Raw genomic sequence first — 25,294 nt, 5'->3', positions numbered from 1 at the left:
CTGGATTACCGTTTCAATATTTATATTATAGCGTTTCTTATAGCTATGAGGTACACAGGATTTTTTACCTCTTACCTCTTGCCTCTTACCTATTACCTATTACCTATTGCCTATTGCCTATTGCCTATTGCCTATTGCCTATTCCCTGCTCCCTGCTCCCTGCTCCCTGCTCCCTGCTCCCTAAAACCAAGAAATTTGTACCTCATGACTATGATAAGTGCTATATGACATTTATAAACTTTTGGGATATTATATAACATCTTATATAACAACAACTCAATTATATAGTAATCTAAAAAAAAGTGATATTTTTATAATTTTATAAGTTATTTTTCGCTTTTTTTTTAATCAAACTTCATAAAACTAGTTAAACACCGACAATTTTATAGGATCCTAGTTAAGGTTTTCGAGACTGTTTACAAAGTAAATATTAGACAGCTATAGTTTTTACTATTGGTGGGTTACGGCGGACAGCTCTCTTAAAAAGTGAGCTTCTACAGTAGTCGCCGCCTAACCTACCCAACCCTTTGGATTTAAGCAAAGTCTAACAAACAGTTTTTCATCTGTCAAAAATAACCTATAAGTCCAAGCAGTTGTTGTGTTATCCACCACATCAATGCTTAATCCTGGAGATTCACATTAAATATTATATTCCTCTGCCCATTTCTTTAGCTCCTCCAGAAATCTCAGGGCTGTTCGACCAAAATCTGTGATCTCATAGGCCACAGCGATGGGCTTGGTACTGATTACATTACGGTTGACTAGACCCGTATCCTCCATTTCTCTAAGCCGCTGGGTCACCATTTTTTTGCTAGCTCCGCCGATCTGACGCGCCAGATCGTTGAATCGCATCGGGCCATCCTTGAGATGCCAAAGAATCGATCCTTTCCATTTGCCACCCAAAATCCTCATTCCACGCTCGATTGGACAGGGGCTGAGACAGGGGTCGGCGTTCTTGCTGCTTTCGCTATCGGTTTTGATGTCGATGTCGCGATCAATTTCGTTCGCGTAGCGTGCCCCTATGGGCATGGTGCGTTTGCTATCTGTTTCCATGTCGATGACGGAACTCATTTTTTCCACCTGGTTACTAAATGTAGACTGGTTTACTATAGTAACTTAAATTTTAACCATGAAGCAATACATGAAGCAATAACTGTACACATTATCTGATGGGGGAAAGTGATCTGATGAAAACCCTGCTTTTGATTTTGGGCAAAGAGACTAAGGAGTTCGCCAAAGGCCGCTACAATCAAGGTCTTTTCGAGATAGCGGTGGAGATATTGAAAGATCAATACGAGCTACTGACCACTGTTGTGGAAGACGGTTACAACATCCCAGAGGAGATTGGGAAATTCAAGCAAGCTGATGCGGTCATCTTTCAGTACCCAGTGTACTGGTTCATGATGCCGTCAACTCTGAAGCGTTACATAGACGATGTCTACGCTTATGGTGAATTCTTCGGGCACAGTAATGGCTCATACGGATCGGGTGGGCTGATGAATGGCAAGAAATTTATGCTATCCACCACATGGAATGCGCCCGCTGACGTCTTTAACAATCCGAATAGCTTCTTGGAAGGACGCTCACTAGAAGAGGTGCTGCTGCCCATTAAGAGTCATGAGTTTTGTGGCTTCGAGGAATTGCCCCATTTCGCCTGCTACAACGTCATCAAAAATCCACAATTTGACGCTGACCGAGACCGGTAGATCAGTCACCTAAAGATGGTGTTTCTTGACCCCGACCATGATTTAGGTGTGGAAGTAGAAGAGCCTCTGTTTGCTCCGTGCTCCAAAGCTCATTAAAACTTACTCAAGCGTCAATATCTGATCCAAAGAAAAATCATGACAAAACAAGCTGAGATTCATCTTTACACCGCATCGACTATGAATGGATGGAAGCCGCTGATCTTTCTTCATGAAGCAGAGGTGGACTATGAGATGACCTATATTGACTTTTCCAAAAAAGAACAGAAATCAGACTGGTACAGATCCCTTAATCCCAATGGGCGCATCCCGACCATCGTTGATCGTGGTAATGACGATTTTGTGGTTTTTGAGTCGGGTGCGATTCTTTGGTATTTAGCTGAGAAATATCAAAAGTTCCTTCCCGAGGGGGAAAAAGCTCGATCCCAAGCACTTCAGTGGCTGATGTTTCAGATGAGTGGCATTGGACCGATGATGGGTCAGGCGATGTACTTTCAGCGAATTGCAGAACCTCAAGGGCATTGTGATGAATTTGCCATCAAGCGCTATGGGTCAGAATCACGCAGGCTGCTGGAAGTGTTGGATCAGCAGCTTGAAGGGAAAAGTTACATCCTTGGTAATGAGTTCACTATTGTAGATATGGCCACTTATCCTTGGGCACGAGCTTATTATTGGGCGAAAGTATCGGTGGATGGGCTGAACAACCTTCAAGGCTGGTTTAATCGTATTGATGCCCGACCTGCAACTCAACGGGCACTAGAGCTTCCCAAACCTTTTCCTGCCTTTTTTGGAAAAGGGGATGTGGCTGCGGCAGAAGCTGCTAATTCCGCACGTTTTCAAAGTGATATTAAACCATAAGCCATGGATGATGGAAACAAAAATTAACAACCATGGAAATAAAGATGTGATAACATCCTAGTCGTTGATCAGGGAAGATTGGGCAAAGCAAAATTTTTGTCCAAGGTGTTTGTTTGCCAAAAATGTTGGTCAAAAATAAGCACATCCCTTGATTTGATCCAATAAAAGGCTATCTATACCTTGTTAACGGTTAACAGTTAACTGTTAACCGTTAACTATTGATTGCCCCGGGATCTTCATTTCAGGGTTATATAGAGAGGATTATTAAGGGATAAATTCTGTCAAAATCCCGAAGAGTTGCGGAAAATTCAGCTCCTATCCTCTTGAGATCTGCCCCCCTCAGTCTAAATCGAGCAATGTTACAGCCCTGCCGATCTTCGGGTGGTAAGGTCGGGAGCAACTGTTGACAGTTAACGGTTAACACTGAACAGTGAACCAAACTATACACCTTATATCTTCTTTGATTAACACTGAAAAGTCAACCAAACTGTATAGGTTACATCTTCAGGTGCGACCCGTGGCGAATTTAATTCTTAATCGGTCAAGCGCACCTAATTAACGTCTGATTAACACGAAAAACCAATGATTCGTTACCGACAAAAGAAAATTAGCATTTTGTTTGGCAGTCTCTTAATCGTTGGGGCATGGTGGTTACCTGTCCAAGCTCAACAGACCACTAATTCACCCAATGAGCAAGCGGTTACGACTGAAGATTCAACTATTCCGAAAGCGGTTACTACTGCAGATCCAACTATTCCGATTGAGGAGCTAGAGCTATTGCTCAAGCCATTCACTAAGGATGAGCTGGATGGTGAAGCTCAGGGGTGGATGTCCTTGCTTAAAACTAAAGTTAAAGAACTCAGCGATGCGGAAATTGCTGTCAAGCGCAAAAATCGAGAGCTTCAAAAAACTAAGGAAGCTGTTGATGCCCTAGAAGATGCCAAAAAGGCTCTTAAGGAAGGGACAGACACTAAAGAAAAAATAGGGACTGAGCCATCGCCATCAGGTGGCGTAAAAGCTAAAGAGGCGGCGGAAGAAGCACAGGAAGCTCTCGAAAAAGCTCAGGAGTCAGTAAAAGAAGCAGTCAAACAAGGAGAAAAGACCGAGCAGGATAAAACCTCGCAAGGGGCGATTGATCAAGCAGTTGAAGGTACTCAACAGCAGAAAGATAAAGCCAAAACCTCAAGCTCAGAAGAGGAAGTTGCTAAGGTTCAAGAGCAGATCGGGACAATTAGCAACAAAGTCGTTACGGATGAACAAGAGCAGAAAAAGACTGAACAGGGGATTGACAAAGCCAAAGAAAACATAGAAGAAGCGGTCGATGCGAAGGCCGAAGTTAAAAAGCAAGTCCTGCTTAATATGACCAGACTGCGGGAGGAACGCACTGCTTTGAGCGATCGCTTTGAGGTGGTACTTCAAGAGCTGGAACTTAAAGGCGGTGATGTCGAGTCGTACAAAAAATACATCGACGCCATCAGTGGGATTAAGGTAGACGTAAGCGACACTGAAGGAACCTGGATTACCATTGTCGGCTGGCTCCAGTCTAAAGAAGGAGGTCTGCGCTGGGCGAATAACATTGGCAAATGTATAGGAATCGTTGCTGGTTTTAGCATCCTCTCCCTGATTGTAGGGACAATCCTCGAGAAATCGTTGTGGATGTTCCCGAATATTTCAGTGATGCTGGGTCAGTTCTTGGTTACTCTAACCCGCCAAGGATTATTTGTGGTAGGTATTATGTTAGGGATTACTGCCCTAGAGATCAGTATTGGTCCACTGATGGCTATGATTGGAGCTGCTGGTTTTGTGGTAGCCTTTGCGTTTCAAAATACCCTCGGTAACTTTGCCAATGGGTTAATGATCTTGGTCTATAAACCTTTCGACGTGGGGGATAAGATTGAAGTAGCTGGGGTAAACGGTATCGTTAAGGATGTCAACTTAGTTTGCACCACCATCAATACTTTGGAAAATAAAATCGTTATCTTGCCGAACAACTCAGTCTGGGGTAACGTGATTACGAACGAAACCAGTAGCCCCGTCCGCGCTATGTTTCTCTCGATCAGGATCAGCTACCGCAATAGTATTCCTCAAGCGATCCAAGTTCTTAAGGATATTGCCAACTCCCATCCTTTAGTATTGGAAGACCCTGGACCTTGGATCGACACCGGTGAATTGGCTGAAGATGCTGTTAAGATTTGGTTTTTGGCCTATACTAAGACAGAGGATTACTGGACAGCCTATTGTGACATCAGCCGAATTATAAAAGAAAGATTTGAACAAGAGGGAATTGTGATCCCACTGCCGAGCCAGGAACTATACATCAGCGAAGCTATGGCGTTGGAAGAGGGCAGTATGGCAAAAAGGTTTAAAGACAATGACCTTCCCCTAGAAGAAGTCATGCCCAGATAGCAACTCCTTGCGCTCCATAGCTCTCTCCCCAAGGGTTAAACCCCACATTCCGCAGATTAATTTGTAGTATGCAAAGTAATACGCTAATCCTGTGTACCTTGGGGATTTTTTACGTATAAATATTTAGTTATATAAATATATATGTTTTATAGACTACACATAAATCGTGATAATTACGTAATACACGGTGAAGTGCGGAATGTGGGTTAAAAGATGCTCTAATTAGCAGCCAGGGAAATCAAGATATGATAAAATCCTAGTCGGTGCTCAGGGAAGATTGGCCAAAATTTTTGTCCAAGGTGTAAGTTGGATGAAAAATGTTGGTCAAAAATAAGCATATCCCTTGATTTGAGCCAATAAAAGGCTATCTATGCATTATTAACTATTTATAGTTGAGTGTAAAATTTTCACTATTCACAGGTGCATCTTAACGTTGTAAATCTATAACTCAAGGAACTGGAGAAGTGTTTTAGCCTTCAATGGTCGTATTTTTCCAAAAGCGATGCAGCGAGGTAGCACGGTCTTGGGGAGGCAGCGTGGTGTTGGGGAGCCAGCGCCGACCTGCGGGGGTTCGCCCCATGAGCAACTGCCGTGGTTTCCCCCACTCGCCCTTGGGATCAAGACAGTGAGATACAGCCACTATAGTACTACTCATTAAGCTTAGGACATTGATAAAAGCTGAAAAGCTGTTTTAGTAAGCTTTTGCCTTTTGCCTCTTGCCTCTTGCCTGGCGCGTAGCGCTATACTGCCGTGGTTTCCCCCACTCGCCCTTGGGATCAAGACAGTGAGATACAGCCACTATAGTACTACTCATTAAGCTTAGGACATTGATAAAAGCTGAAAAGCTGTTTTAGTAAGCTTTTGCCTTTTGCCTCTTGCCTCTTGCCTGGCGCGTAGCGCTATATTGACTGCCCCCGGCTATTCATTTCTTGGTTAGATACAGAGAATTAGAAAGGGATAAATTCTGTTAAAATCCCCAATATTTGCGGAAAATTCAGATCCGCTCCTCTGGTGCTCTACCCCCCTGAGTCTAGATCGAGCAATAGTTACAGCCCTGCCGATCTTCGGGGGGTAATCGGGGAGCAACTGTTCACAGTCAACGGTTAACACTCAACAGTGAACCAAACTATACAGGTTGCATCTTCATTGTCTTGATGCAGTCGCTCATGGGGGAAACCCCCAAGACCGCGCTGCATCGCTGGTTAACACTTAACAGTGAACCAAACTATACAGGTTACATCTTAATTAACGTCTTATCAACACGAAAAACTAATGATTCGTTACCGACAAAAGAAAATTAGCATTTTGTTTGGCAGTCTCTTAATCGTTGGGGCATGGTGGTTACCTGTCCAAGCTCAACAGACCACTAAATCACCCAATCAGCAAGCAGTTACAACTGCAGATCCAACTATTCCGATTGAGGAGCTAGAGCTATTGCTCAAGCCATTGACATTAGATGAGCTAGAGGGTGAAGCTCAGGGGTGGATGTTCTTGCTTAAAACTAAAGTTAAAGAACTCAGCGATGCGGAAATTGCTGTCAAGCGCAAAAATCGAGAGCTTCAACAATCTAAGGAAGCTGTTGATGCCCTAGAAGATGCCAAAAAGGCTCTTGAGGAAGCCAAAGACACTAAAGAAAAAATAGAGACTGAGCCATCGCCATCAGCTTCCGTTGAAGCTAATGACGCGGCTGTTGAAGCACAGGAAGCTCTCAAAAAAGCTCAGGAGTCAGTAGAAGAAGCGGTAAAAGAAGAAAAAAAGACCCAGCAGGATAAAACCTTGCAAGGGGCGATTGATAAAGCAGTTGAAAGTACGGAAGAGGATAAAAATAAAGCGAAAACCTCAGACGAGGAAGTTGCTAAGGTTCAAGAGCAGATTGGGACAATTAGCAACAAAGTGGTTACGGATGAACAACAGCAGAAAAAGACTGAACAGGGACTGGACAAAGCTCAAGAAAAGATAGAAGAAGCGGTCGAGGCCAAGACCGAAGTAAAAAAACAAGTACTGGTCAACATCACGAAACTCCGGGATGAACGGGCTGGTTTGAGCGATCGCTTTGAGGTGGTACTTGAAGAGCTGGAACTTAAAGGTGGTGATGTCAAGTTGTACCAAAAATACGTCAATGCCATCAGTGGGATTAAGGTTGATGTAACCGACACTCAAGGAACCTGGATTACTATCGTTGGCTGGCTCCAGTCTAAAGAAGGAGGTGTCCGCTGGGCGAATAACATTGGCAAATGTATAGGAATCATTGCTGGCTTTAGCATCCTCTCGGTAATCTTAGGAACAGTACTCGAGAAATCTTTGGGGATGTTCCCAAATATCTCAGTGATGTTGGGTCAGTTCTTGGTTAGTCTAACCCGCCAAGGATTATTTGTGGTGGGTATTCTTGTCGGGATTACTGCCCTAGAGGTAAGTATTGGCCCACTGATCGCTATGATTGGAGCTGCTGGTTTTGTAGTAGCGTTTGCTTTCCAAAGTACCCTCGGTAACTTGGCCAATGGGTTAATGATATTACTCTATAAACCTTTCGACGTTGGGGATATGATTGAAGTAGCTGGGGTAAAAGGTAAGGTTCAGGATGTTAACTTAATTTGCACCACAATCAAGACTTCTCAAAGTAAAATTATTATTGTTCCTAACAATTCAGTCTGGGGGAATATTATTGAGAACGAAACCAGTAGCCCCGTCCGCGCTATCTTTATCACAGTAAGGGTCAGCTACCAAAATAGTATTACTCAAGCGATCCAAGTTCTTAACGATATTGCTAACTCTCATCCTTTAGTATTGAAAGACCCAGGACCTTGGATTGATACCGGTGAATTGGCTGAATATGCTGTTAACATTTGGTTTATGGCATATACCAAGAGAGAGGATTACTGGACGGCCTATTGTGACCTCAGCCGAATTATAAAAGAAAGATTTGAACAAGAGGGAATTGTAATCCCACTGCCGAGGCAGGAAATATACATCAGCGAATCTATGGCGTTGGAAGAGGGCAGTATGGCAAAAAGGTTTAAAGGTATGACATTATCCTAGAAAGAGTCATGCCAAAATAGCAACTGCAAAGCTTCATAGCGCTCTCCCCAAGGGTCAGACAGCTTGAATCTGTAGAATCTTCTGTAGAATGCGATCGCTCTCAACTGAATCCCAAATCCTGGTGATATCAAGTCCGGTGAGCGCCTATCTGCGACTTCCTATCGCCCACCGGACTTGATATTAATCAGTTATCATGCTTTCTGGACAAATAGCCAAGTCCCAAAAGGATACCTAAGCCCATGATGGTAGAGGGTTCAGGAACCGTTTGGGATTCGTTGAAGGCTCTGATCGCACTCTCAAAGAACCGACTTACTTGTTGACGAGGGAGAACACCTGTGTTAACTAGGTCTGTGAGTGCTGTATCGACACAGGTTTCATATTCTAGTCGATTAGACCAGTACCCATCAAAGCTACAGGGAATTTCGGGGAACAACAGTCGTTCAAAATTCCTAACATTGTAGAGTCGATTGCGAACTCCACCGGGCCAGAGTACTTCAAGAGTTCCTTGGAGGCTCGACCCAAGACCAAAGTTGGCAGCCAAACTATCCTGGGAGGCATAGCTTGAGCCACCTAGAATTGGCTGCATCACTGTCTGACCATTGTCTGGGGTAAAGAAAAACACAGCGCCAATGCCATCACGATTGACATGACCATCGGGTGTGAGACCAACCGTGCCTATGCCTTGCACTTCCACCCAGCCGTTACCATTATCGGCACTATTGATTTCTACAGAGAGGGTACCATCTGGTAGTTCCAACCCACTCCAAACAAATTCTCCAGGGTTTTCAGTGGGAACGAAAGTGGGTACAAACAGTGCTGTTTCGTCAAACGGTGAACCATAGGTGAAGGGATAGGGCTGTAGGGGTATGGGTTCGGGGGAGTCAAAGTTAGACACCGAAACGATATCAGAGAAACCATCATGGTTGAGATCGCCAACCGCTACGCCCTGAACATTGCGTCGGGTGTGGTTGGTAGAAGTAGCCAGTGCATTGGCATCTTGACACTCCCCACCCTGGAAGGACGGGGATTCTTGATTCAACGAGATGACTTGTTCAACCAGGCCGGAGCCAGGAAAAATAGAGGTCTCCTCTCCCCAAGCGTAGAGGGTCTATGACCCAGGTTTCGGTGTGCCCCACCGTACCTTGTCTTGATGCAAAGCGCGAGTGGGGGAAACCCCCAAGACCGCGCTGCATCGGTTTTTTTTTATATAGATAGATACTTTTTTAATCTAATTTTTTTCATAGACGTTTAAGTCGTTAGACCAAATTACGCAATATGCATCTGATACATATTTTTTACGTTGCCTACTTATTTTTAGATAGTATTTATCTAGCTTTTTAGTTTTTTATTTATAATATAATTATAACACGCTCTGTGAAAACTGTCAAGTTTTAGCTAAAAAATCAAGCCGTCCTATAAGGACGGGGCTTTAAACCCAATTTTTTCGGTAAGTGAAATTACCAGTACCATCATTTTCTAGAATCACACCTGGATTGGACGCATCTACCCGAGACGAGAAATCTAGACCACCGTGAAAGATAATGTCTGTGTCACCGTCGTTGTCATAATCAGTTGTCGAGGTTCCCCAGCCAAAGGGCGTAGTAACCAGCTCACCCACACCGGGGTCTGTAAAGCTGCCATCCGCTTGCCCCAAAAACCAACGAGATGTCAATGAGCCTGGGGGTAAAGGACTATTGCGAGCATAGTCCCCTAAATTGGTGGCAAAAATATCCATGTTGCCATCGCTATTCAGGTCACCGAAGGAAAGACCCATCCATGAACCGTCTTGGTTTGTGTTAGCTTCTACGGTCACATCAGTAAAGTGTCCTGTGCCGTCATTATTAAGAATGTGAATCAAACCGCGATCAACCCCACCTTGTTCTGCATTAGGAACAGCGGCTTGGTCATCTGCATGGACAATATCAAGGTCTCCATCTAGGTCATAGTCCACCATGGCAATCGCCCAGGTAATGGAAGCTGAGCCTGCTGCTTCTTCAGGGAAACCAGCCAGATTTGTAATGCCGGAGCTATCGCTGACGTCTACAAAAACGTTATTGCCAGTGTTTAAAAATAGCTGATTATGCTCATTTCTGGCAAAGGGTTCCCTAAAAATGGGGATTTGATCGTCCCAGTTTGTGAAGGAATTGCCAATCACAATATCTAAGAGTCCATCCCCATTGACATCCCCCATGGAGGCTGAGCTAGAGTACTTAGAACCGCCACCAATACTACTGGTTTCAGTAATGTCAATAAACGTGCCATCTCCCTGATTCTCGAAAAGCTGATTGGGTTGACCAGTTCCGAGAACCAATAGGTCAAGGTCGCTGTCATTATCAATATCTCCATAGGCAACACCACTGCTGTCTTGATTAAAAGCAGCGACCCCTGCGGAGGAGGCTAAATCTAAGAATTTGACCTGACCAGTTTCCTGTAACTGATTGGAGTAAAGACTGTTGTTAGCACCAGGCCCATTAGTGACATAGATGTCGAGGTCGTGGTCGCCATCAAAATCTAGAATTGCCACCCCAGGAGCCCCACGAGCTCTCCATGGCGTGGTAAGTATGTCCTCAAAGGTATATATTGGCTGTTGTTTTAATGCATCGAAAATGGCGTTTCGTGGTGAGGGGAGACGACGATAGGTAATCCCAGCATTATCCCCTGCAGCCAGATCAGAAAAGGTGACACTACCATCAACAGCGGTTTTCTCTTGCTCAAGGGAAGCATTAACTAGACCAGCGAAAGCTGCAGACGGTGACAAAAGAGGCTGTAAGCCACTTACCAAGCAAGTAGCGAATATAAGCTTAGTGATTTTCATCGTTATGTTTTAGATTTCATGTCAATTATTTCCAAAATCTAGAACACCATAAACTACTACTCCTTAGCCCTAGGTTAAGACTATGGGGAGTGTAACTGATCAGGAAAATTGGGCTATCCAATGAAGCGAGTACAGTCGATAGTAAATAGTTTTTGATAAATGATGATCGGTATGAGTTTGGCACCATTACTAATTACCCATTACTAATTACCCATTAACAATTAACCATTAACAATTAACCATTAACAATTAACCATTAACTGTAAGTGTGAGGCGCTGACCTAGGCTTAACGTAAGCATTCAGCCGTCAGCTATCAGCTATCAGCTAGCAGCTATCAGCTAGCAGCTAGCAGGCGGTTTAACTGAACGGAGTCGGATGAGTAAAACGAGCAGAGATTTTCAACCAACCGTACCAGCCCGTAAGCTTGTTTACTACCTCCCGTTGATTAGCTGATGGCTGACGGCTGATAGCTGAATACTTACGGCTTAACCTAGTAGCGTCAAATCAACTAGTTGATTTGAATGGCTGATTTATATCTAACAGAAAGTTTAGATCTAAGTGAAACAAAAATTTTTCAATTTAATTAAAATTTACAAAAACTTTAAATTGATCAAGATTCGTGATTTTAGCTCCCGTTATTTTGACCAGACTAAGCTTAAACTACTACAACTTTACCACTACTGCTAAAACCTTAGGAGACTTGTACAACTGGCACAGAACTTACCGATAGTTTGCAGCAAAGCTTCTACCATGACCAATAAAGTCACCACCGGAGAATTTCCAATGCTCAAGACTAACTCTGGTCAAAATCCCCTATTGGCTCTGGTACTGCTAGTTCCTGCTGGGAGTATCGGTGTAGCAATGGCACTATATATTGCTCCAGGATCATTAGGGCAGGCAGTATTCTCATGTTGCAAAGTCTGGTTACTAGCACTGCCTCTTGCGTGGTTTTTCTGGGTGGATCGTGGCAAGTTACGTTTATCCTGGCCGAAGCGGCAGGAGTTGTTGACTGGAACTATTTTGGGACTGGTGATGTTTGGGATCATCCTTGGGGCTTATTGGCTTTTCGGTCAGCACTGGATTGATCAGACGGATCTTCGCACTAAAGCCCAAGAAGTCGGCATAACTAGTGCATACATTTATGTACTCGGGGCGATGTATTGGACTTTGATTAATGCGTTCCTGGAAGAGTATATCTGGCGTTGGTTTGTCTGGAGCAAGTGCCAGATTCTCATCCCGGGACTTGGGTCAGTATTTCTTTGTGCATTGCTGTTTACCCTGCATCACATTATTGCTTTAACCTTTTATACCCAGGATTGGCTGGTGGTCATACTTGGCTCATTAGGGGTGTTCATGGCTGGGGCAGTATGGTCGTGGTGCTATCTAACCTACCGTTCGATCTGGTCTGGTTATCTTAGTCATATTCTTGCAGATTTAGCGATCGCATTTGTCGGTTGGCAACTCCTATTTGGGTAGCTAAGCTATTGACTAGACTTCTTCCAGAAGTCGGGAACAGGGAATAGGGAACAGGGAACAGTGGACAACAATTGACGCAAACACTATCAGAAAACTACTTTTGCAAGAGGTCTACTCAGGATAATTATCCTTAATACAAATCTCCCCATCTCCCCATCTCCCCACCTCCCCACCCTCCCCAGACTTTTATTATGGGTATTCAACCGGACTTGATATTAGGTTTCATATATCGCGTACCAGAGGTACAAGTTTCTTGAATTTCAACGGCATACAATCCCGGTAAACCGGCTTCTTCAAGTCGCTCAAAAACCCACTTAGCGATCGCTTCACTAGTAGGATTCTCCAAGTTAGTTGTCTCATTGAGGTAATAATGATCCAAAAAGTTATCTAACAGAGGCTTGAGATAGGTCTTGATATCTCCATAGTCCATTATCATCCCCTGTTTGGAACCCTCCTCAATCAGTTGATTACCTTTGACATAAACTCGCCCGACCCAGCTATGGCCATGTAACCGACTACATTTGCCTTCATGATGGGGAAGGCGATGAGCAGCTTCAAACCGAAACTCCTTGTAATTTAACCATTCTTCCATCATTTAGAATTTAGAATTTAGAATTTAGAATTTAGAATTTAGAATTTAGAATTTAGAATTTAGAATTTAGAATTTAGAATTTAGAATTTAGAATTTTCTTACACTTCTTCATCTAAAAAACTCTATTGAGTTTAACCTAATCATAAGAGGGAATCTAGACAAATACTATAACAGGGAACAGGTAACCGGATAAAATAGAGCGGATTATGGTAAAAATTTAGGATAAATTAAGATTGATTTTAATCATTGATTGGTAAATCATAATCAAGTTTTGATATAGCCATAAACGGTTAGCAAAGTTGCTGATATCTATCGCTATTTTAAACATAGCATGAAATACGATAAAAGCCATGCATCCCTACTCCCTACTCCCTACTCCCTACTCTCTACTCCCTGTGCTATACCATAAACGAAGGAAGCAAGGGGAGTTGATATCATTGATGACTAAGATGCGAATAGAAACCGATAGTATGGGGGAAATCGAAGTTCCTGCTAATCGGTATTGGGGCGCTCAAACTCAGCGATCGCTAAAATATTTCTCGATTGGACAAGACTTTATCCCTGCGGAAGTCATAACAGCGATGGCTATTCTGAAAAAAGCGGCTGCTCTGACTAACTCTGAACTGGGTAAACTACCAGAGGATAAAGCTAAGTTAATCATTGAAGCAGCAACTGAGGTCATCGAAGGCCAGCTAGACGGTAACTTCCCTCTCCGTGTTTGGATGACTGGTAGTGGTACCCAGTGCAACATGAACGTGAACGAGGTGATTGCTAATCGTGCTATTGAACTAGCTGGGGGGGTGATGGGTAGCAAAAAACCCATTCATCCCAATGACCACGTCAATATGTCCCAATCCTCTAATGATACCTTTCCCACAGCTATGCACATCGCGTCAGCGGTAGCCTTTCATGAGCGACTGATGCCCAAGGTAAGGAAAATGCGGGATGCTCTAGAGGAGAAGGCGAAAGCATGGGATAATATAGCGAAAATTGGGCGCACTCACCTTCAAGATGCTGTACCGTTAACCTTGGGTCAAGAGTTTTCCGGTTACGTTGCCCAGCTAGATGCTAATTTAACACGGATAGACTCTGTGCTTCCTGGCTTGTACGAGTTGGCGATTGGTGGAACCGCTGTCGGGACTGGGTTAAATGCTGGCAAGGGGTTTGCAGAAAAGTCTGCTGAGCATATTGCTAAGTTGACTGGCTTGCCCTTTGTGTCTGCTCCTAACAAGTTTGCGGCTCTAGCAGCTCATGATGACATGGTTATGGCTAGCGGTGCCCTGAAAACCCTAGCGTGCTCGTTATTGAAGATTGCTAATGATATCCGTTTCCTAGGGTGTGGACCACGGTGCGGATTTGGGGAACTGAAGCTGCCATCCAATGAGCCAGGGTCTTCGATTATGCCAGGAAAAGTTAATCCGACCCAGTGCGAAGCGATGACTATGGCAGCTACTCAGGTGATGGGCTACGATAGTGCGATCGCATTTGCTGGTGCTCAGGGGCACTTTGAGTTGAATACCTTTAAGCCCATGATTGTGTTCAACTTGCTCCAATCTGTCCATCTACTTGCTGACAGCTGCAACAATTTAACTGACTTCCTGCTCAAGGGACTAGAACCGAATCGAGAGAAAATCCAGTATTTCTTGGAACAGTCCCTGATGCTAGTCACTGCTTTGAGTCCAATCATCGGTTACGACAAAGCTGCAGAAGTGGCGCACCATGCTTCTGAGAAGAACCTTACCCTGAAAGCAGCTTGCTTAGAATTAGGCTATGTTTCTGCGATTGAGTTTGACCAAATTGTTGATCCTTATCGGATGGCGTATCCCTTTGATTAGTGATTCTTAGGGAGTAGGGAGTAGGGAGTAGGGAGTAGGGAGTAGGGAGTAGGGAGTAGGGAGTAGGGAGTAGGGGGAAGTGTGGGAAGACAGTAGGGTGCGTTAGGGACGGGCTCGCCCTCATGTTCTCGCTAGCCAGTGTTGGGACAGTCCGTCCCGTAACGCACCACCGGGTCAAACAGCTTTTAGGAGATGCACCCGGAGATTTGTAAATGCTATATTAAGCAATTCCCAGAAACCTTTAACTATAAACTGATAAGGATAATCTTAAGCAATTTTACAATGTTTGATTTTAATATCCTATTTGATTTCTCCCGTAACCATTGTGTAGCCATCTGTGCCATTTTAGTTCCTGCTAACTTGCTGCTGACCTTACAAACCATCATTTTCACTGTGATTGGTTATCCCCAAGTTCAGGTGCGGAAAGCTGCTTTAGTTGCGTGCATCCCAGCTTTTGCAATGCTATTCCATGTGTATAGTTGGTTGATGATTGGAGTAGTGATGGCTCCCACCTACATTCTGTTTACTTTAGCAGCTGTTTGCTTAAGTATTAATTTTTGGGCAATAAACTATTATAGTAGGATAGTTTATTCGAGGGAATAGGGAATAGGGAATAGGGAATAGGGAATAGGGAATAGGGAATAGGGAACAGGGAATAGGGAACAGGGAATAGCCAAGAGGCAAAAGGCATGCATGCTAGAGGCAAGAGGCAAGAGGCAAGAGGCAAGAGGAACCCACCCCTAACCCCTCCCAGGAGGGGAAGGGAAGAGGCAAGAGGCAAGAGGCAAGAGGCAAGAGGCAAGAGGCAAGAGGCAAAAAATCAGTAGTGGTACACAAGTCGTGATTTTAGCTCCCGAAACCTTGACCAGACCAACGCCTACACCACTATCCGATTCCCAATTCCCGACTCCCGACTCCCGATTCCCTACTCCCTACTCCCTACTCCCTACTCCCTACTCCCTACTCCCCATCTCCTTCATCTTTACCGTTGATTTGTTGGTTACGGTTCGAGCCATTCCATCGTAAGGATTCGGTTAAGTCATCATCGATGTGGAAAATAGCTTGTACTGGTCCGTAGCGTTCTTGAATTCCCCCCTGAATCCGTTCAGCAATCAGGGAAATCACTCCTGAAAACTCTGGATGCACTACCAAATGCATTTCAACATACATGAAGCGTCCTACAACACCCCGGCACTGAATTTGATCACAGCGAGTGACACCTCCAACTTGATGGGCTATGTTAGCGATCGCTTCTGGATCAATGGGATTTTGTTTGACTAGCAGGGGCAATTGCCAATTGATAACTTGCCAACAATTTGCCCCGGCAAAGAGCACCAGCACACTACTCAACAGTGGATCCAGCCATAGGAAACCTTGGGAAACGCCCCAAAGCCCACCGAGTACTAGTATAGTTAAGCCCACATCCTGGAGCATTTGAGCGGCCTGAAAGCGTAGGGTAGGACTCCTGACCACTCTAGCTTGGTAAACCATCAGGCAAGACCAACCGAGGCTCATGGCTAATACTGCTCCCAACAGCTGTACTAAGGGTAAACTGAGCCGGACACCAATAGTTAAGGTTCCTCCCTGAATCAGGGTTAGTAACTGCTGAGAGGAGAGTAAGCACAAATTTCCCCCAGCAAAGCCGAAAAAGGCAATTAGCACAAAGGTAATCACCGTTTCCCGTTTACCATGACCATAGACTGACAGATCTGGCGAATTGTCATAGGTAGTGATCATCAGCAAATTGACAAGGGTATTAAAGCAAATTAATAGGGTGAACAGGGATTCCCCCATCAGACTGAGCGATTGGGTAGCCCAAGCTGCTGACACCTTGACTGATAAAACAAACAAGCTGAGCCAGAGGGTAATGAATAATACCAGACGACTAGTCTGATCGCGGTTTGGTCCTTCGGTCATGGCCTGAAGGTAACAGATGTCGATTACCTTCACATTATCTTGGATTACCCTATTATTTATTGAGGCATCAGGCAATTATGCCATTTTATGGCAGTTCTCAATGGTTTTGGGGAGTCGGGTGTGGGGTGTGGGGTGTGGGGTGTGGGGTGTGGGGAGTCGGGAGTCGGGAGTCGGGAGTCGGGAGTCGGGAGTCGGGAGTCGGGAGTCGGGAGTCGGGGTAAGCATTCAGCCGTCAGCCGTCAGCTGTCAGCTGTCAGCTGACGTAACTCAGATTAAACCAATGCTTCTGTTTTATTCAAAAACTGATAGCTGATAGCTGATAGCTGATAGCTGATAGCTGAATGCTTACCTAAAACCTATGTCAAATGCGTTTTAGCTTAAAGCCTTAACTGATTTGGTAGACTCTTGCTGAGCATCTGCTTCTGCTTTTAATTGGCGAAACCTCTGCCGTGCAGGGGAAGGATTACGTTTTTGCTCTTCTCGTTGTTGACGGCAAAACTCTAGCCAGTCAGCCAAGTAAGCCCTGACCTCCTCTTTGTTGTGTAGATAGTAGAGGATGGTGGCGTAGACTTCTTCTAGGGTAATGGTCTCAAATTGTTCGGCAATTTCTTCGGGGGTTTTGGCACGATAGATGTATTCGTAGAGGACACTTTCGATGCCAATGCGGCTGCCTTTGATGCGGATATCGTCAGAGGCTAGGAAGTTGAAGTAGTCTTGGATTTGCATATAGCAAAGGGAGTAGGGAGTAGGGAGTAGGGATTAGGGATTAGGGAGTAGGGAATAAAAATTATCACAATTACTACAGGGATTGCTATAACAATTTGCAATTACCAGGTAGAAGTTCTTTTGAATTATAGCGTTTCTAAATCAATTGTAAACAAGGATTACAGTTTTTGACCTTGTCTTGATGCAAAGCGCGAGTGGGGGAAAGCTCATCAGGGTGGGTTCCGACCCAAATGTAAAAAACCTATCCCTGCTCCTGGGAGGGGAACAGGGAAAAAATCCTGTGTACCTGATTAGGCTAGAAACCGCTATAGTCTATCTTGCCTTCGTAAATCAAGATTAATTCTATAGTCTTGACAATTTCAGGATTTAATAATCCATCCTTTTTCAAATCATCGGTAACTTTATTTAGGTCGAAATTCATCACCCAATCCCCAAACCAATTATCTGCTACACTTTCATTAATTGAATTATCATTTTGATTAATGATAGGATTTTCTCCAAGAGTAATAGTGGCAAAATCCAAAGGTGATGAGACATTAGGAGCATCAAGTTTAAGGATTATCCCTGTAAGTTTGGCATTTTCGATGTGAGGTGGAATAATCTCAGAAGAGATGGGGAATGTCAACTTTTGCGAATTCGTGTCTGTGTTTGAATTCATAAAAGTATGCCATTCCCCTGGAAATGCTTGTTTGAGGTTGAAATAATAAGCCTCAGAATAGCGTTGTAATGGCTCTAAATTTGTGACATCTTTCCTGAATTTATCCCCTCCATCTAAAGCGGTGTAACTCAAGGTAATAATCACATCGGAAATGGTGTCAAAGTCAATGCGATTGGTTGCTTTGGGTAAACTGAGTTCCCAGGTAGACACTGCACCTGTGCCTTCAAAGGGTAGGTAGCGGGTATCCCAGTAAAAATTAAGTTCAAACAAGCCGTTATCCATAGCACCCCTGGAAATGGCAATTTTTTGATTGCGTCGCCAATTTGAGCGCAAAATAGACTCGTCTGGTGGGTTGTCCCCTCCAGCTAGTAGGTATTCAACTGCATTAACATTTGGTTGTAGCAGTGTTTTGTTAGAGGTTTGGGTTAAGGTCGCTTTGATGTTTTGATAGGGGCCTACAACTGCGGGGATGGAAACGGCAATGGTTTTGATTTGACGAGCGTAATGACCGGGGAAGTCGAAGTCAAAAAGTTTTTCACTCAATTCAAATTCGCATTTTCCTGTCTCTTTCAATTGTTGGAAAGCTTGGGGATTTAGTTGTAGCATCGAGATAGTTTTCTCAATTTCAAAACGGCGGACATTCCCTTCAATGTAGGCTTTTTCTAGTTGGGTTAAACCTAACATTAAACTTTCTCCAGCTAGCAATCCTTTTTTCAAGCTGTCCCAATAATCGAAGTTAATATAGGTGTCGTCTTTGTTGAGTTCGTATTGGTAAGCACTTTGGGTTGCCATTGCCATATCCAGAGCAACTTTGTAGGTTTGGAAGTAGAGGATAGATAGGCGAGCAACCATCCATTGATATAGTTCTTTGTTGGTAAATTTATCTTTGAGGAAGTCTTTTATTTCTTTGGCTTGATCGATGCTTTTATTGTGAATTTTTAGTTCTTGTTCGGCAATGGCTTGTCGAATCTTTTGGGCTTCTATTTGATCTTCGATTTGCTGAACATCAATTTCGGCTAATTTCTCCTGAAATTCCCATTCTTGATCACGACGCTGATAACTGGCGATTCTATCAGCTAACCCAGAGCTTTGATTCAGTACATATGCTATGTTTTGAGCAGCTTCACCTTGAGAACGGACAACAGCGCCAGGTTCAAATCCTCCATTTGCAAGTCCGTAAATAGTAGGAACTCCATAAGCAGGAGAAGATGCAAAAAGCAAGCCAGTGGCAACTGATTGAGAAGCTAATGCACTGCTCATAAGAGTCACACCAGCTATCTCACCAGAAGACCATCCCTCGTCATTGAGCTTATGATAATAGTCATACCGATGTGTTGTTGATTCAAGGCTCTCATTAAGAGAGTTCAAAGTTTCCTTTGCCTCTTCAATTTGCTTTTCTTTAGTTGTGGTAATCAGTTTCAGGATGCTTTGCTCGTGGCTGCTTCTGAGTAATGCTAGTTCTTCGGCATCTTTCTTCTCCAATGCGCTTAATAAAGATGAGCCGAGTTGAATCAGGGTGGATGTGATGTTTTTGGCTCGCTCCAGCATATAATCGAAACGATAGTTGGGAACCGCAGGGGTTAACTGGGAAACCACACTCAGAGGTGTTCTTCCCCCTGCGACTGCCCGAACCAGTTGGGCTGGGTCGATCGGAGCTTGGAATAGTGCTAGTTGTCGCTTTATTCCTTCAATACTCATGGAATGACGAATTTTATAAAGCCGATCTTCTACTCGCTCCCAATAGGCAATAAATTGTTCGTTCTCCGGAGCGCAGAAGTAGGTATTAAGATCGTTAAATGGTGCGCTGGTTATCGCTCTGGGGGTAGTATCATTAACTCGATTCTCTAGCTCGATTAAAAACTGGGGAATATTTTCAGCACTTTGATATTGTTCTTTGATTTCTTGGAATGTTTTCGGGGATGGCGAGCGCCTTTTTCCTAGGTTTTCCGGTTTTTCTCCCAGCAAATCGTAAGCTATAAAATAGAGTAAAGTTGCTTGATTGATCGATTCCCGATTATCTTGGGCAAATAATTGATCGCCCCAGTCCAGTAAGTTGTCGATGTATTTCATCACGATCGCTTTTTCGTAAGCACCGATTCTCAACCGAGCGATCGCATGGGGGTCGAAAGGATTATCATTGTAGTCTTTGATCGCAGCATCGTTAGTTAAATACTCTTGGAGTTTTTGCAGGATATTGCCCCGGAATGGCAGGTAATGCCAAAAGCGATCGTTACTTCCTTCATGGGTTGGCTTGTCTGCCACCAGCTCTTTAGGAGATGTAGGATTAAAAATGTAGTGATACCATTTCTGAGCTTCTTCAAAGCGCTGGTTGGAGTTTAAGGTATTAGCGACTAAAAAGGGAATGTGGAAAAATATTTCCCAGAAGTAAATTCCTAAAGATCCATTAAAATCTAATCGCTTGCTGTGAGGATAAATAACAAAATCGGTAGGAGAGAAGCGATGGAAATTTAATTCAGGAGTTAGTTGTGAATCGAGGGTCAGTAAATTATCCAAACCCCCGATAAACATTTTTTGACTTAATTGTCGAATAGTGGTGGTGGTTAGTCTGGTGAAGGTATATTTTAGCTCAGATTGACTAGAACTATCAGAAGGATCGTCAGAAGTATCATAGGATAGCGTGATTGTACCATTTTGAGTAACTGCCTTTAAGCTATTGTCGATCTGTGTGAAACCATTCGCTTTCTGAGGAATAGCCAAAAAAGCCTCGTCTCCGTTATCAAAAGTGAACCAACCTGGTTGATTCTCAATCGCACTGACGGATCCATGGGACTTAGATATATTTTTTGTTATTAATGGGATGGATGGAATATTATTAAAGAGTTGCTCGGCACTAAGAGCTACATTCCAAATGCTGACTTCAGCAATTTGTCCATGAAAGTATCTTCCTTTTTCCTTATCATTTTCACCAATCATAACATTGTAATTGTTATTAGGTATTGTGCCACTCTCAGTAGTAGAATTATCAAGCTCACCATCGATATAAATTTTCAGTTTTTTCCCGTCATAAAACCCTACAACATGATGCCACTTTTGATCATTAATATCCCTTATACTCTCAACTCCTCCTATGCCATCAATGGTAAATTTTAGTTTATTTGAATTACCAGAACGATGTAAGCGCCAACTATCATCTCCTTTAGTAATAATGGCTTGCCACTTTTTCGTAAAACTATTAACTTTAATCCATATCGAGATAGTAATAGCATCGGTTATAATATCAAAATAGGATTTATTGGCAATTTTGACATAATCATCTTCTCCATCAAATTCCAGCACATTTATGGAGGGATTACCAGGAAAATCATTAGCTGTTTTCCATTGGGGATTTCCTTCTAAAGTCCCATTGTTGTGGCCTGCGCGATCGTGGATCACATTCCCACTACCCTCATTCATTGGCCAGTATCCCACCAGTCCTTTCCTTTGCCTCTGCCTCATTAAGTTACGCTCTGTGGAGTCGTCAGCATAGTCAGCATAGTTATCATACAAAACATTATCTGTTGCGATCACCTCCAACTGACTGTTGGATATTACTGGTAATCTGCTGGGAAAAGCATTAGAGGGTAATTGCTGCAAGTTCACATTTGTTTTCTCTTGCAGCAAATCGATGGTCAAAGAGATGCCCTGGTTTTCGTCTTGAGTACTATAAGATTCATCCTCCTCAAATAAATCTCCAAATAGGGTTAGGATTTTTTCTGGCTCTGAATCATTAGCCGGTATGGGCAGCGCCGTTACTTTACGCCACAGGTTTTCATTAAGTTTTTCGTAGTTTTCAATGATAATATCTTTGGCTAAGGTTTGGGGTTGTATCCATTGTTTACCAAATTTCTGAAATGAATACTTAATACTGGCTTTAGTTTCCGTTTCAGTCTCGAATTCCAGGTTGTTACCTTTTTGTTTTGTTTTTTTTGTTTGAACGACTTCTACCCAAAAGATAAACAGCTTGTGAAAGGCATAGGTTGCCTTAATGTATTCAGAGTTGATAACCAAATCAATTTTATCCCAAGCTTTCCAGGTTGGGTTCTTCGCCTTGGGATTGATGAACTCGCGGTAATAATAGGTATAGGGTTCAGTGGCAGTGCGACCAAATAAGTATAAGGTGTCTTGCGCTTCAGAATTATTCTCTACAGTGCAGCGATAGCCCCCTGCTGGTTTGAGTTGTGCAATTTCGGTAAATTTCTCAAAATAGTTTTGGTAGGCTTTTTCTACCGATTCCTGAGTGATTTCTGATTGTAGTAACTCCTCTTCAAGTTCTTTATAAATCGGGCTTTTTATCTTACGCAGACTAGGATCGAGATAATTTTCGGGATACAAGAATACTTTACGATTTGCTTCCCAAACCCGGTAATTCATCATCCATTGCCACCAATTTTCGGGAATATCGAGTTGATTTACCCCTGGTTCTAATCCCATTTTGCAGCGATGTAAATACGTTTGAATGGCGAGAGTTGCTTCTTTGATGATGGAAATCGAGACTTCACTGGAGGTTTCTACATCAATTAGTAGTTCTTGAGAAAGATGGCGCAAATTATCATAGTTCTGTTTCCATAATATCCAAGCTGTTAGTACATCTCGCTTGCGTTCGCTCAGTTCACCTTCAAGTTTTTCGCTAACTTTAACCCATTCCTCATCATCATATTTAGCTTTGGCAACTTGCCTAACTGCCTGAGAAGCATCTTGATAGAGTTCCCAATTTTCTGATTCTCCTACAACAGGCAAGTTTTCCAGGTTCAGTAAGTTAGTAAACCAAGAAATATTTACTCCCAGGTGGTGACTTAAGTTAAAGCACTGTTTCAGTTTGGTGATGCCTTCAACTGTTTTGTGTAAATCCCTGCCAAGATCTACAAGATTTAACTGATTGTTTTCTTGGTTTTCTGGTGGGGAAACCAGTAGAGAAATCTGTTCGGACTTCCAACCAGTAATCTTAGCAAGCTCCTCAATGTGATTAGTTTCTCCATTTCCAGAGACAGAGGCAAAATATTCAACAAATTTATCCTTTTCGTCATTGAAAGCTGCAATTAATCCTTTAAAGCGATTAATTGTTTGGATGTTGTTTATGCTTAACTGGGATAGTTCGTCAATTCCGAAAGCTGTTTTATTGTCTGCGATGCACTTAAGTTCAGTAGGAGTAAGTTCTAGTTTCTGAGTCAGTATAAGTATTCTTGACAGAACTTTAAAAAATTTAACAATCTCCGACCATTCTTGTTCTTGTTGCACCGGAGTAAGGAGAAAGCTAACATAATCAGGAGTCTGGGTAGCAATAGAAGCAAAATCAAGTAAACTGACGGCTAAATCAACTTCAATAGAAAAAAATGAAGCAATCTGTTTTAGTTCTTCTTTCTGTTTATCATCAGCTTTGTGAATTATTTCAAGCAAATATTGTATTTGCTTCTCAAGCTTATTTTCGTCTAGCTGATTCTCGTCATTTATGAGATTTCTGATTTCCTGTATTAATTCCGGATCATTTTTGATTTCGCTATTCAGGACAATTGCAATTTTCTCGTCAAGGCTAATTTTGGCAAAATTATAGTAATTGCTGGTAACTTCCTGAATGTAATTATGTTCTAATAACTTTTGAAATATCTCTAATGATTTTGGCTCGTCAATTTCTTCACCGATAAAATCAGAGGGTTTGATAAGTGAATCAACAGCTAACTGCCATAATGATTTCATTCCCTCAGTAATATCAGATTCCGAATATCCGATATCAAGATGGGAGCTAAGTTTACCAGTAAGAATGTAATCTAGTTCATCAATCTTAATTTGAGATGACTTAACCCATTCTTCTAGCTCAGTAATTTGGATAAATTGGTCAATAGAAAGAGAACTGATTGATTCTATGCCAAGGAAACTCAATAAAACTTGATAGTCTTCACTATTTAATCCCAGTAATCGCAATATTTTGCTGGTGCGGAAAAGCAGGGATAAATTTTCAACGGTTAACTCAACAGTATTATCCTCTCCCCAAATTGCTCGTAAAATGTTAATTAATTGATTAACATTCAATCGAAGAGCAGCCAATATCCTTCCCAAAATCGGATTATATTCAGCTTGTTGATTGAGATTAGTTAACTCTAGTTGTTTACTATCATCTTGAATACGAAAAAACTTGTTACGGAGAATTTTTTTAAACGGGTTGTTAAATACCCGGTCAAACAAATCTTGTGGTTTTTCATGATTGCTACCAATGCCGATGGTTTTCATCTCGTGCCAGAAACTGCACAAAACATCCAGAGGTAGCTTATATTTAGTTTGTAACTGTTTAATTTTGGCAATCTTTTTAATTGCATCTTCGTCAATTTCAGTCGGCTCCCCTCCTGGTCGGGGTTGGGGGTGGGTTGCGTTAATTGAGGTCAGTACCCAATCGAGGTCAGTAAAAGACCAGTTCAGCTTTTTACTCAGACGAATGAAACGATGGATGCGGTCTAAGGTTGCGGTCGTTAGGTTTTCGATGGTTGGAATTACCCCATTATCCGCCTCTTGTGCAGTGATTTGTTTGAACTGAACGGCTTGATTATCGTCTAGAACTTGATTGATATAGAAGTTATGAGCTAACCCCGCTTCAAGTTCGGTTTTATGGAGATTTTGCTCTAGTAGTTCGGGCAGTTCTGTTCGAGATAATCCTGTTTGTTTGAGAAATGTCTCAACATTAGTAAGATTGTCTAAGTTTTCGATTCCGTATAATTCCCTCAATTCTTCTTCGTTAGTTTGGGAACTAGTAATGAGATTATAGTCTTCTAAGGAAAGTCCAATATACTCTCTAGCAACGGCTAATTCGTTAACATCAAAAGTTTTATATATAGTCCCTAACTTGGTTTTAAGATGTCCCAAATAGCTACGGATTTGTTCTTGAGGAAAATGAAAAGGTAGAGTAAATGGATAGGTAATAGTGCCTAGAGATAGCAATGCATCTTCGCTTCCCAAAGCTGTTTTTACTCGGGCCTCTAAAATGCGATTAATAATTTGTAGATTATGTATAAAACTGTTAGTATTTTCGCAAGTTAGTTCGATTTCTGCTAAATCCGGGCGACGCTGATTTAAGGTTAGACCCCCTGCTTGGCTAATACTGTCTTGATATGGTTCCGTAATATATTGGTCAACTATCCGCATTAAATCGACAATATAAGCCGCAGCACTAAAAATAGAACCGCAATGTTCGCAGTCGATATAGTCGAGATCCCCAAACATTTCTTGATAGCTAGGAATATCGTGACTGAGTGCAGCATTATCGCTTTCCTGTGTTGTACTCACCC

General features: G+C 42.7%; 21 protein-coding genes. 8 read left to right on the top strand and 13 right to left on the bottom strand.

Features of this window, described 5'->3' with window-relative positions; translation table 11 throughout:
- The first annotated feature begins 45 nt into the window (after positions 1–45).
- A complete protein-coding gene (locus F6J90_RS24680) occupies positions 46–228 on the top strand; it encodes a hypothetical protein (RefSeq protein ID WP_293099464.1) in 183 nt (60 codons plus the stop codon).
- Between the two features lie 411 nt (positions 229–639).
- Here the strand turns inward: F6J90_RS24680 and F6J90_RS24675 are convergent, their stop codons facing one another.
- The gene (locus tag F6J90_RS24675) at positions 640–1,071 is read right to left on the bottom strand and encodes a helix-turn-helix domain-containing protein (RefSeq protein ID WP_293099462.1); all 432 of its coding nucleotides are present in this window, start codon (positions 1,069–1,071) and stop codon (positions 640–642) included.
- 116 nt (positions 1,072–1,187) lie between these two features.
- On the opposite strand from F6J90_RS24675, the gene F6J90_RS24670 reads away from it, so the two are divergent.
- The 3 genes from F6J90_RS24670 to F6J90_RS24660 all read left to right on the top strand — a co-directional run bounded on the left by F6J90_RS24670 (position 1,188) and on the right by F6J90_RS24660 (position 4,967).
- Complete coding sequence (locus F6J90_RS24670) at positions 1,188–1,706, top strand: NAD(P)H-dependent oxidoreductase (protein WP_293099459.1); 519 nt, start codon at positions 1,188–1,190, stop codon at positions 1,704–1,706.
- Positions 1,707–1,841: 135 nt separating this feature from the next.
- Complete coding sequence (locus F6J90_RS24665) at positions 1,842–2,561, top strand: glutathione S-transferase family protein (RefSeq protein ID WP_293099456.1); 720 nt, start codon at positions 1,842–1,844, stop codon at positions 2,559–2,561.
- A gap of 582 nt (positions 2,562–3,143) precedes the next feature.
- Positions 3,144–4,967, top strand: coding sequence for a mechanosensitive ion channel domain-containing protein (locus tag F6J90_RS24660; RefSeq protein WP_293099454.1), 1,824 nt, complete (start codon positions 3,144–3,146; stop codon positions 4,965–4,967).
- Between the two features lie 469 nt (positions 4,968–5,436).
- On the opposite strand, the gene F6J90_RS24655 is transcribed toward F6J90_RS24660, so the two are convergent.
- Positions 5,437–5,607, bottom strand: coding sequence for a hypothetical protein (locus F6J90_RS24655; protein ID WP_293099451.1), 171 nt, complete (start codon positions 5,605–5,607; stop codon positions 5,437–5,439).
- Positions 5,608–6,239: 632 nt separating this feature from the next.
- Here F6J90_RS24655 and F6J90_RS24650 point away from each other — a divergent pair.
- Positions 6,240–8,003: a mechanosensitive ion channel domain-containing protein gene (locus F6J90_RS24650; RefSeq protein ID WP_293099448.1), complete on the top strand. Its 1,764-nt coding sequence runs from the start codon at positions 6,240–6,242 to the stop codon at positions 8,001–8,003.
- 184 nt (positions 8,004–8,187) lie between these two features.
- Here the strand turns inward: F6J90_RS24650 and F6J90_RS24645 are convergent, their stop codons facing one another.
- Both F6J90_RS24645 and F6J90_RS24640 read right to left on the bottom strand, forming a co-directional pair.
- Complete coding sequence (locus F6J90_RS24645; protein ID WP_293099445.1) at positions 8,188–9,042, bottom strand: ASPIC/UnbV domain-containing protein; 855 nt, start codon at positions 9,040–9,042, stop codon at positions 8,188–8,190.
- Positions 9,043–9,432: 390 nt separating this feature from the next.
- Positions 9,433–10,761: a VCBS repeat-containing protein gene (locus F6J90_RS24640; protein ID WP_293099443.1), complete on the bottom strand. Its 1,329-nt coding sequence runs from the start codon at positions 10,759–10,761 to the stop codon at positions 9,433–9,435.
- 808 nt (positions 10,762–11,569) lie between these two features.
- Between F6J90_RS24640 and F6J90_RS24635 the strand changes: the two genes are divergently transcribed.
- The gene (locus tag F6J90_RS24635) at positions 11,570–12,295 is read left to right on the top strand and encodes a CPBP family intramembrane glutamic endopeptidase (protein ID WP_293099441.1); all 726 of its coding nucleotides are present in this window, start codon (positions 11,570–11,572) and stop codon (positions 12,293–12,295) included.
- Between the two features lie 199 nt (positions 12,296–12,494).
- Here F6J90_RS24635 and queD read toward each other — a convergent pair whose 3' ends face one another.
- Entirely contained in the window at positions 12,495–12,887 is a 393-nt protein-coding gene (gene queD / locus F6J90_RS24630) for a 6-carboxytetrahydropterin synthase QueD (RefSeq protein WP_293100752.1), read from the bottom strand.
- A gap of 440 nt (positions 12,888–13,327) precedes the next feature.
- Here queD and fumC point away from each other — a divergent pair, with 440 nt between their 5' ends.
- On the top strand, positions 13,328–14,722 hold the full coding sequence (gene fumC / locus F6J90_RS24625) for a class II fumarate hydratase (protein ID WP_293100749.1): 1,395 nt from the start codon (positions 13,328–13,330) through the stop codon (positions 14,720–14,722).
- On the opposite strand, the gene F6J90_RS24620 is transcribed toward fumC, so the two are convergent.
- The 3 genes from F6J90_RS24620 to F6J90_RS24610 form a co-directional block, all read right to left on the bottom strand.
- Positions 14,625–14,846 carry a hypothetical protein gene (locus tag F6J90_RS24620; RefSeq protein ID WP_293099438.1) on the bottom strand — a complete coding sequence of 74 codons (222 nt, stop codon included), beginning with the start codon at positions 14,844–14,846 and terminating at the stop codon, positions 14,625–14,627. The two genes, fumC and F6J90_RS24620, sit on opposite strands and share 98 nt — an antisense overlap.
- 426 nt (positions 14,847–15,272) lie before the next feature.
- The gene (locus tag F6J90_RS24615) at positions 15,273–15,449 is read right to left on the bottom strand and encodes a hypothetical protein (RefSeq protein WP_293099436.1); all 177 of its coding nucleotides are present in this window, start codon (positions 15,447–15,449) and stop codon (positions 15,273–15,275) included.
- Positions 15,419–15,559, bottom strand: coding sequence for a hypothetical protein (locus F6J90_RS24610; protein ID WP_293099434.1), 141 nt, complete (start codon positions 15,557–15,559; stop codon positions 15,419–15,421). The genes F6J90_RS24615 and F6J90_RS24610 overlap by 31 nt, the downstream gene beginning before the upstream one ends.
- 3 nt (positions 15,560–15,562) lie before the next feature.
- On the opposite strand from F6J90_RS24610, the gene F6J90_RS24605 reads away from it, so the two are divergent.
- Positions 15,563–15,748: a hypothetical protein gene (locus tag F6J90_RS24605; protein ID WP_293099431.1), complete on the top strand. Its 186-nt coding sequence runs from the start codon at positions 15,563–15,565 to the stop codon at positions 15,746–15,748.
- Here F6J90_RS24605 and F6J90_RS24600 read toward each other — a convergent pair.
- The 5 genes from F6J90_RS24600 to F6J90_RS24580 all read right to left on the bottom strand — a co-directional run bounded on the left by F6J90_RS24600 (position 15,683) and on the right by F6J90_RS24580 (position 25,292).
- Positions 15,683–16,714: a cation transporter gene (locus tag F6J90_RS24600; protein WP_293099428.1), complete on the bottom strand. Its 1,032-nt coding sequence runs from the start codon at positions 16,712–16,714 to the stop codon at positions 15,683–15,685. The two genes, F6J90_RS24605 and F6J90_RS24600, sit on opposite strands and share 66 nt — an antisense overlap.
- Positions 16,715–16,864, bottom strand: coding sequence for a hypothetical protein (locus tag F6J90_RS24595; RefSeq protein ID WP_293099425.1), 150 nt, complete (start codon positions 16,862–16,864; stop codon positions 16,715–16,717).
- 147 nt (positions 16,865–17,011) lie between these two features.
- Positions 17,012–17,365: a DUF433 domain-containing protein gene (locus F6J90_RS24590; RefSeq protein ID WP_293099422.1), complete on the bottom strand. Its 354-nt coding sequence runs from the start codon at positions 17,363–17,365 to the stop codon at positions 17,012–17,014.
- Positions 17,335–17,466: a hypothetical protein gene (locus F6J90_RS24585; protein WP_293099421.1), complete on the bottom strand. Its 132-nt coding sequence runs from the start codon at positions 17,464–17,466 to the stop codon at positions 17,335–17,337. Before F6J90_RS24585 ends, F6J90_RS24590 begins: the two co-directional genes overlap by 31 nt.
- A 194-nt stretch (positions 17,467–17,660) precedes the next feature.
- Complete coding sequence (locus tag F6J90_RS24580; RefSeq protein ID WP_293099420.1) at positions 17,661–25,292, bottom strand: neuraminidase-like domain-containing protein; 7,632 nt, start codon at positions 25,290–25,292, stop codon at positions 17,661–17,663.
- Between the last annotated feature and the right edge of the window lie 2 nt (positions 25,293–25,294).

This window comes from Moorena sp. SIOASIH (genome assembly GCF_010671925.1).
Lineage (GTDB): Bacteria > Cyanobacteriota > Cyanobacteriia > Cyanobacteriales > Coleofasciculaceae > Moorena.
This window is presented reverse-complemented; position numbering and strand designations above follow the sequence as displayed.

Excerpts from the sequence above, each read along its gene's own strand:
- F6J90_RS24650 (WP_293099448.1), top strand. The coding sequence starts at position 6,240 with ATGATTCGTTACCGACAAAAGAAAATTAGCATTTTGTTTGGCAGTCTC.
- queD (WP_293100752.1), bottom strand. The coding sequence starts at position 12,887 with ATGGAAGAATGGTTAAATTACAAGGAGTTTCGGTTTGAAGCTGCTCAT.
- F6J90_RS24595 (WP_293099425.1), bottom strand. The coding sequence starts at position 16,864 with ATGCTTACCCCGACTCCCGACTCCCGACTCCCGACTCCCGACTCCCGA.
- F6J90_RS24675 (WP_293099462.1), bottom strand. The coding sequence starts at position 1,071 with ATGAGTTCCGTCATCGACATGGAAACAGATAGCAAACGCACCATGCCC.
- F6J90_RS24635 (WP_293099441.1), top strand. The coding sequence starts at position 11,570 with ATGACCAATAAAGTCACCACCGGAGAATTTCCAATGCTCAAGACTAAC.
- F6J90_RS24665 (WP_293099456.1), top strand. The coding sequence starts at position 1,842 with ATGACAAAACAAGCTGAGATTCATCTTTACACCGCATCGACTATGAAT.
- F6J90_RS24590 (WP_293099422.1), bottom strand. The coding sequence starts at position 17,365 with ATGCAAATCCAAGACTACTTCAACTTCCTAGCCTCTGACGATATCCGC.
- F6J90_RS24670 (WP_293099459.1), top strand. The coding sequence starts at position 1,188 with ATGAAAACCCTGCTTTTGATTTTGGGCAAAGAGACTAAGGAGTTCGCC.
- F6J90_RS24660 (WP_293099454.1), top strand. The coding sequence starts at position 3,144 with ATGATTCGTTACCGACAAAAGAAAATTAGCATTTTGTTTGGCAGTCTC.
- fumC (WP_293100749.1), top strand. The coding sequence starts at position 13,328 with ATGACTAAGATGCGAATAGAAACCGATAGTATGGGGGAAATCGAAGTT.
- F6J90_RS24680 (WP_293099464.1), top strand. The coding sequence starts at position 46 with ATGAGGTACACAGGATTTTTTACCTCTTACCTCTTGCCTCTTACCTAT.
- F6J90_RS24620 (WP_293099438.1), bottom strand. The coding sequence starts at position 14,846 with ATGAGGGCGAGCCCGTCCCTAACGCACCCTACTGTCTTCCCACACTTC.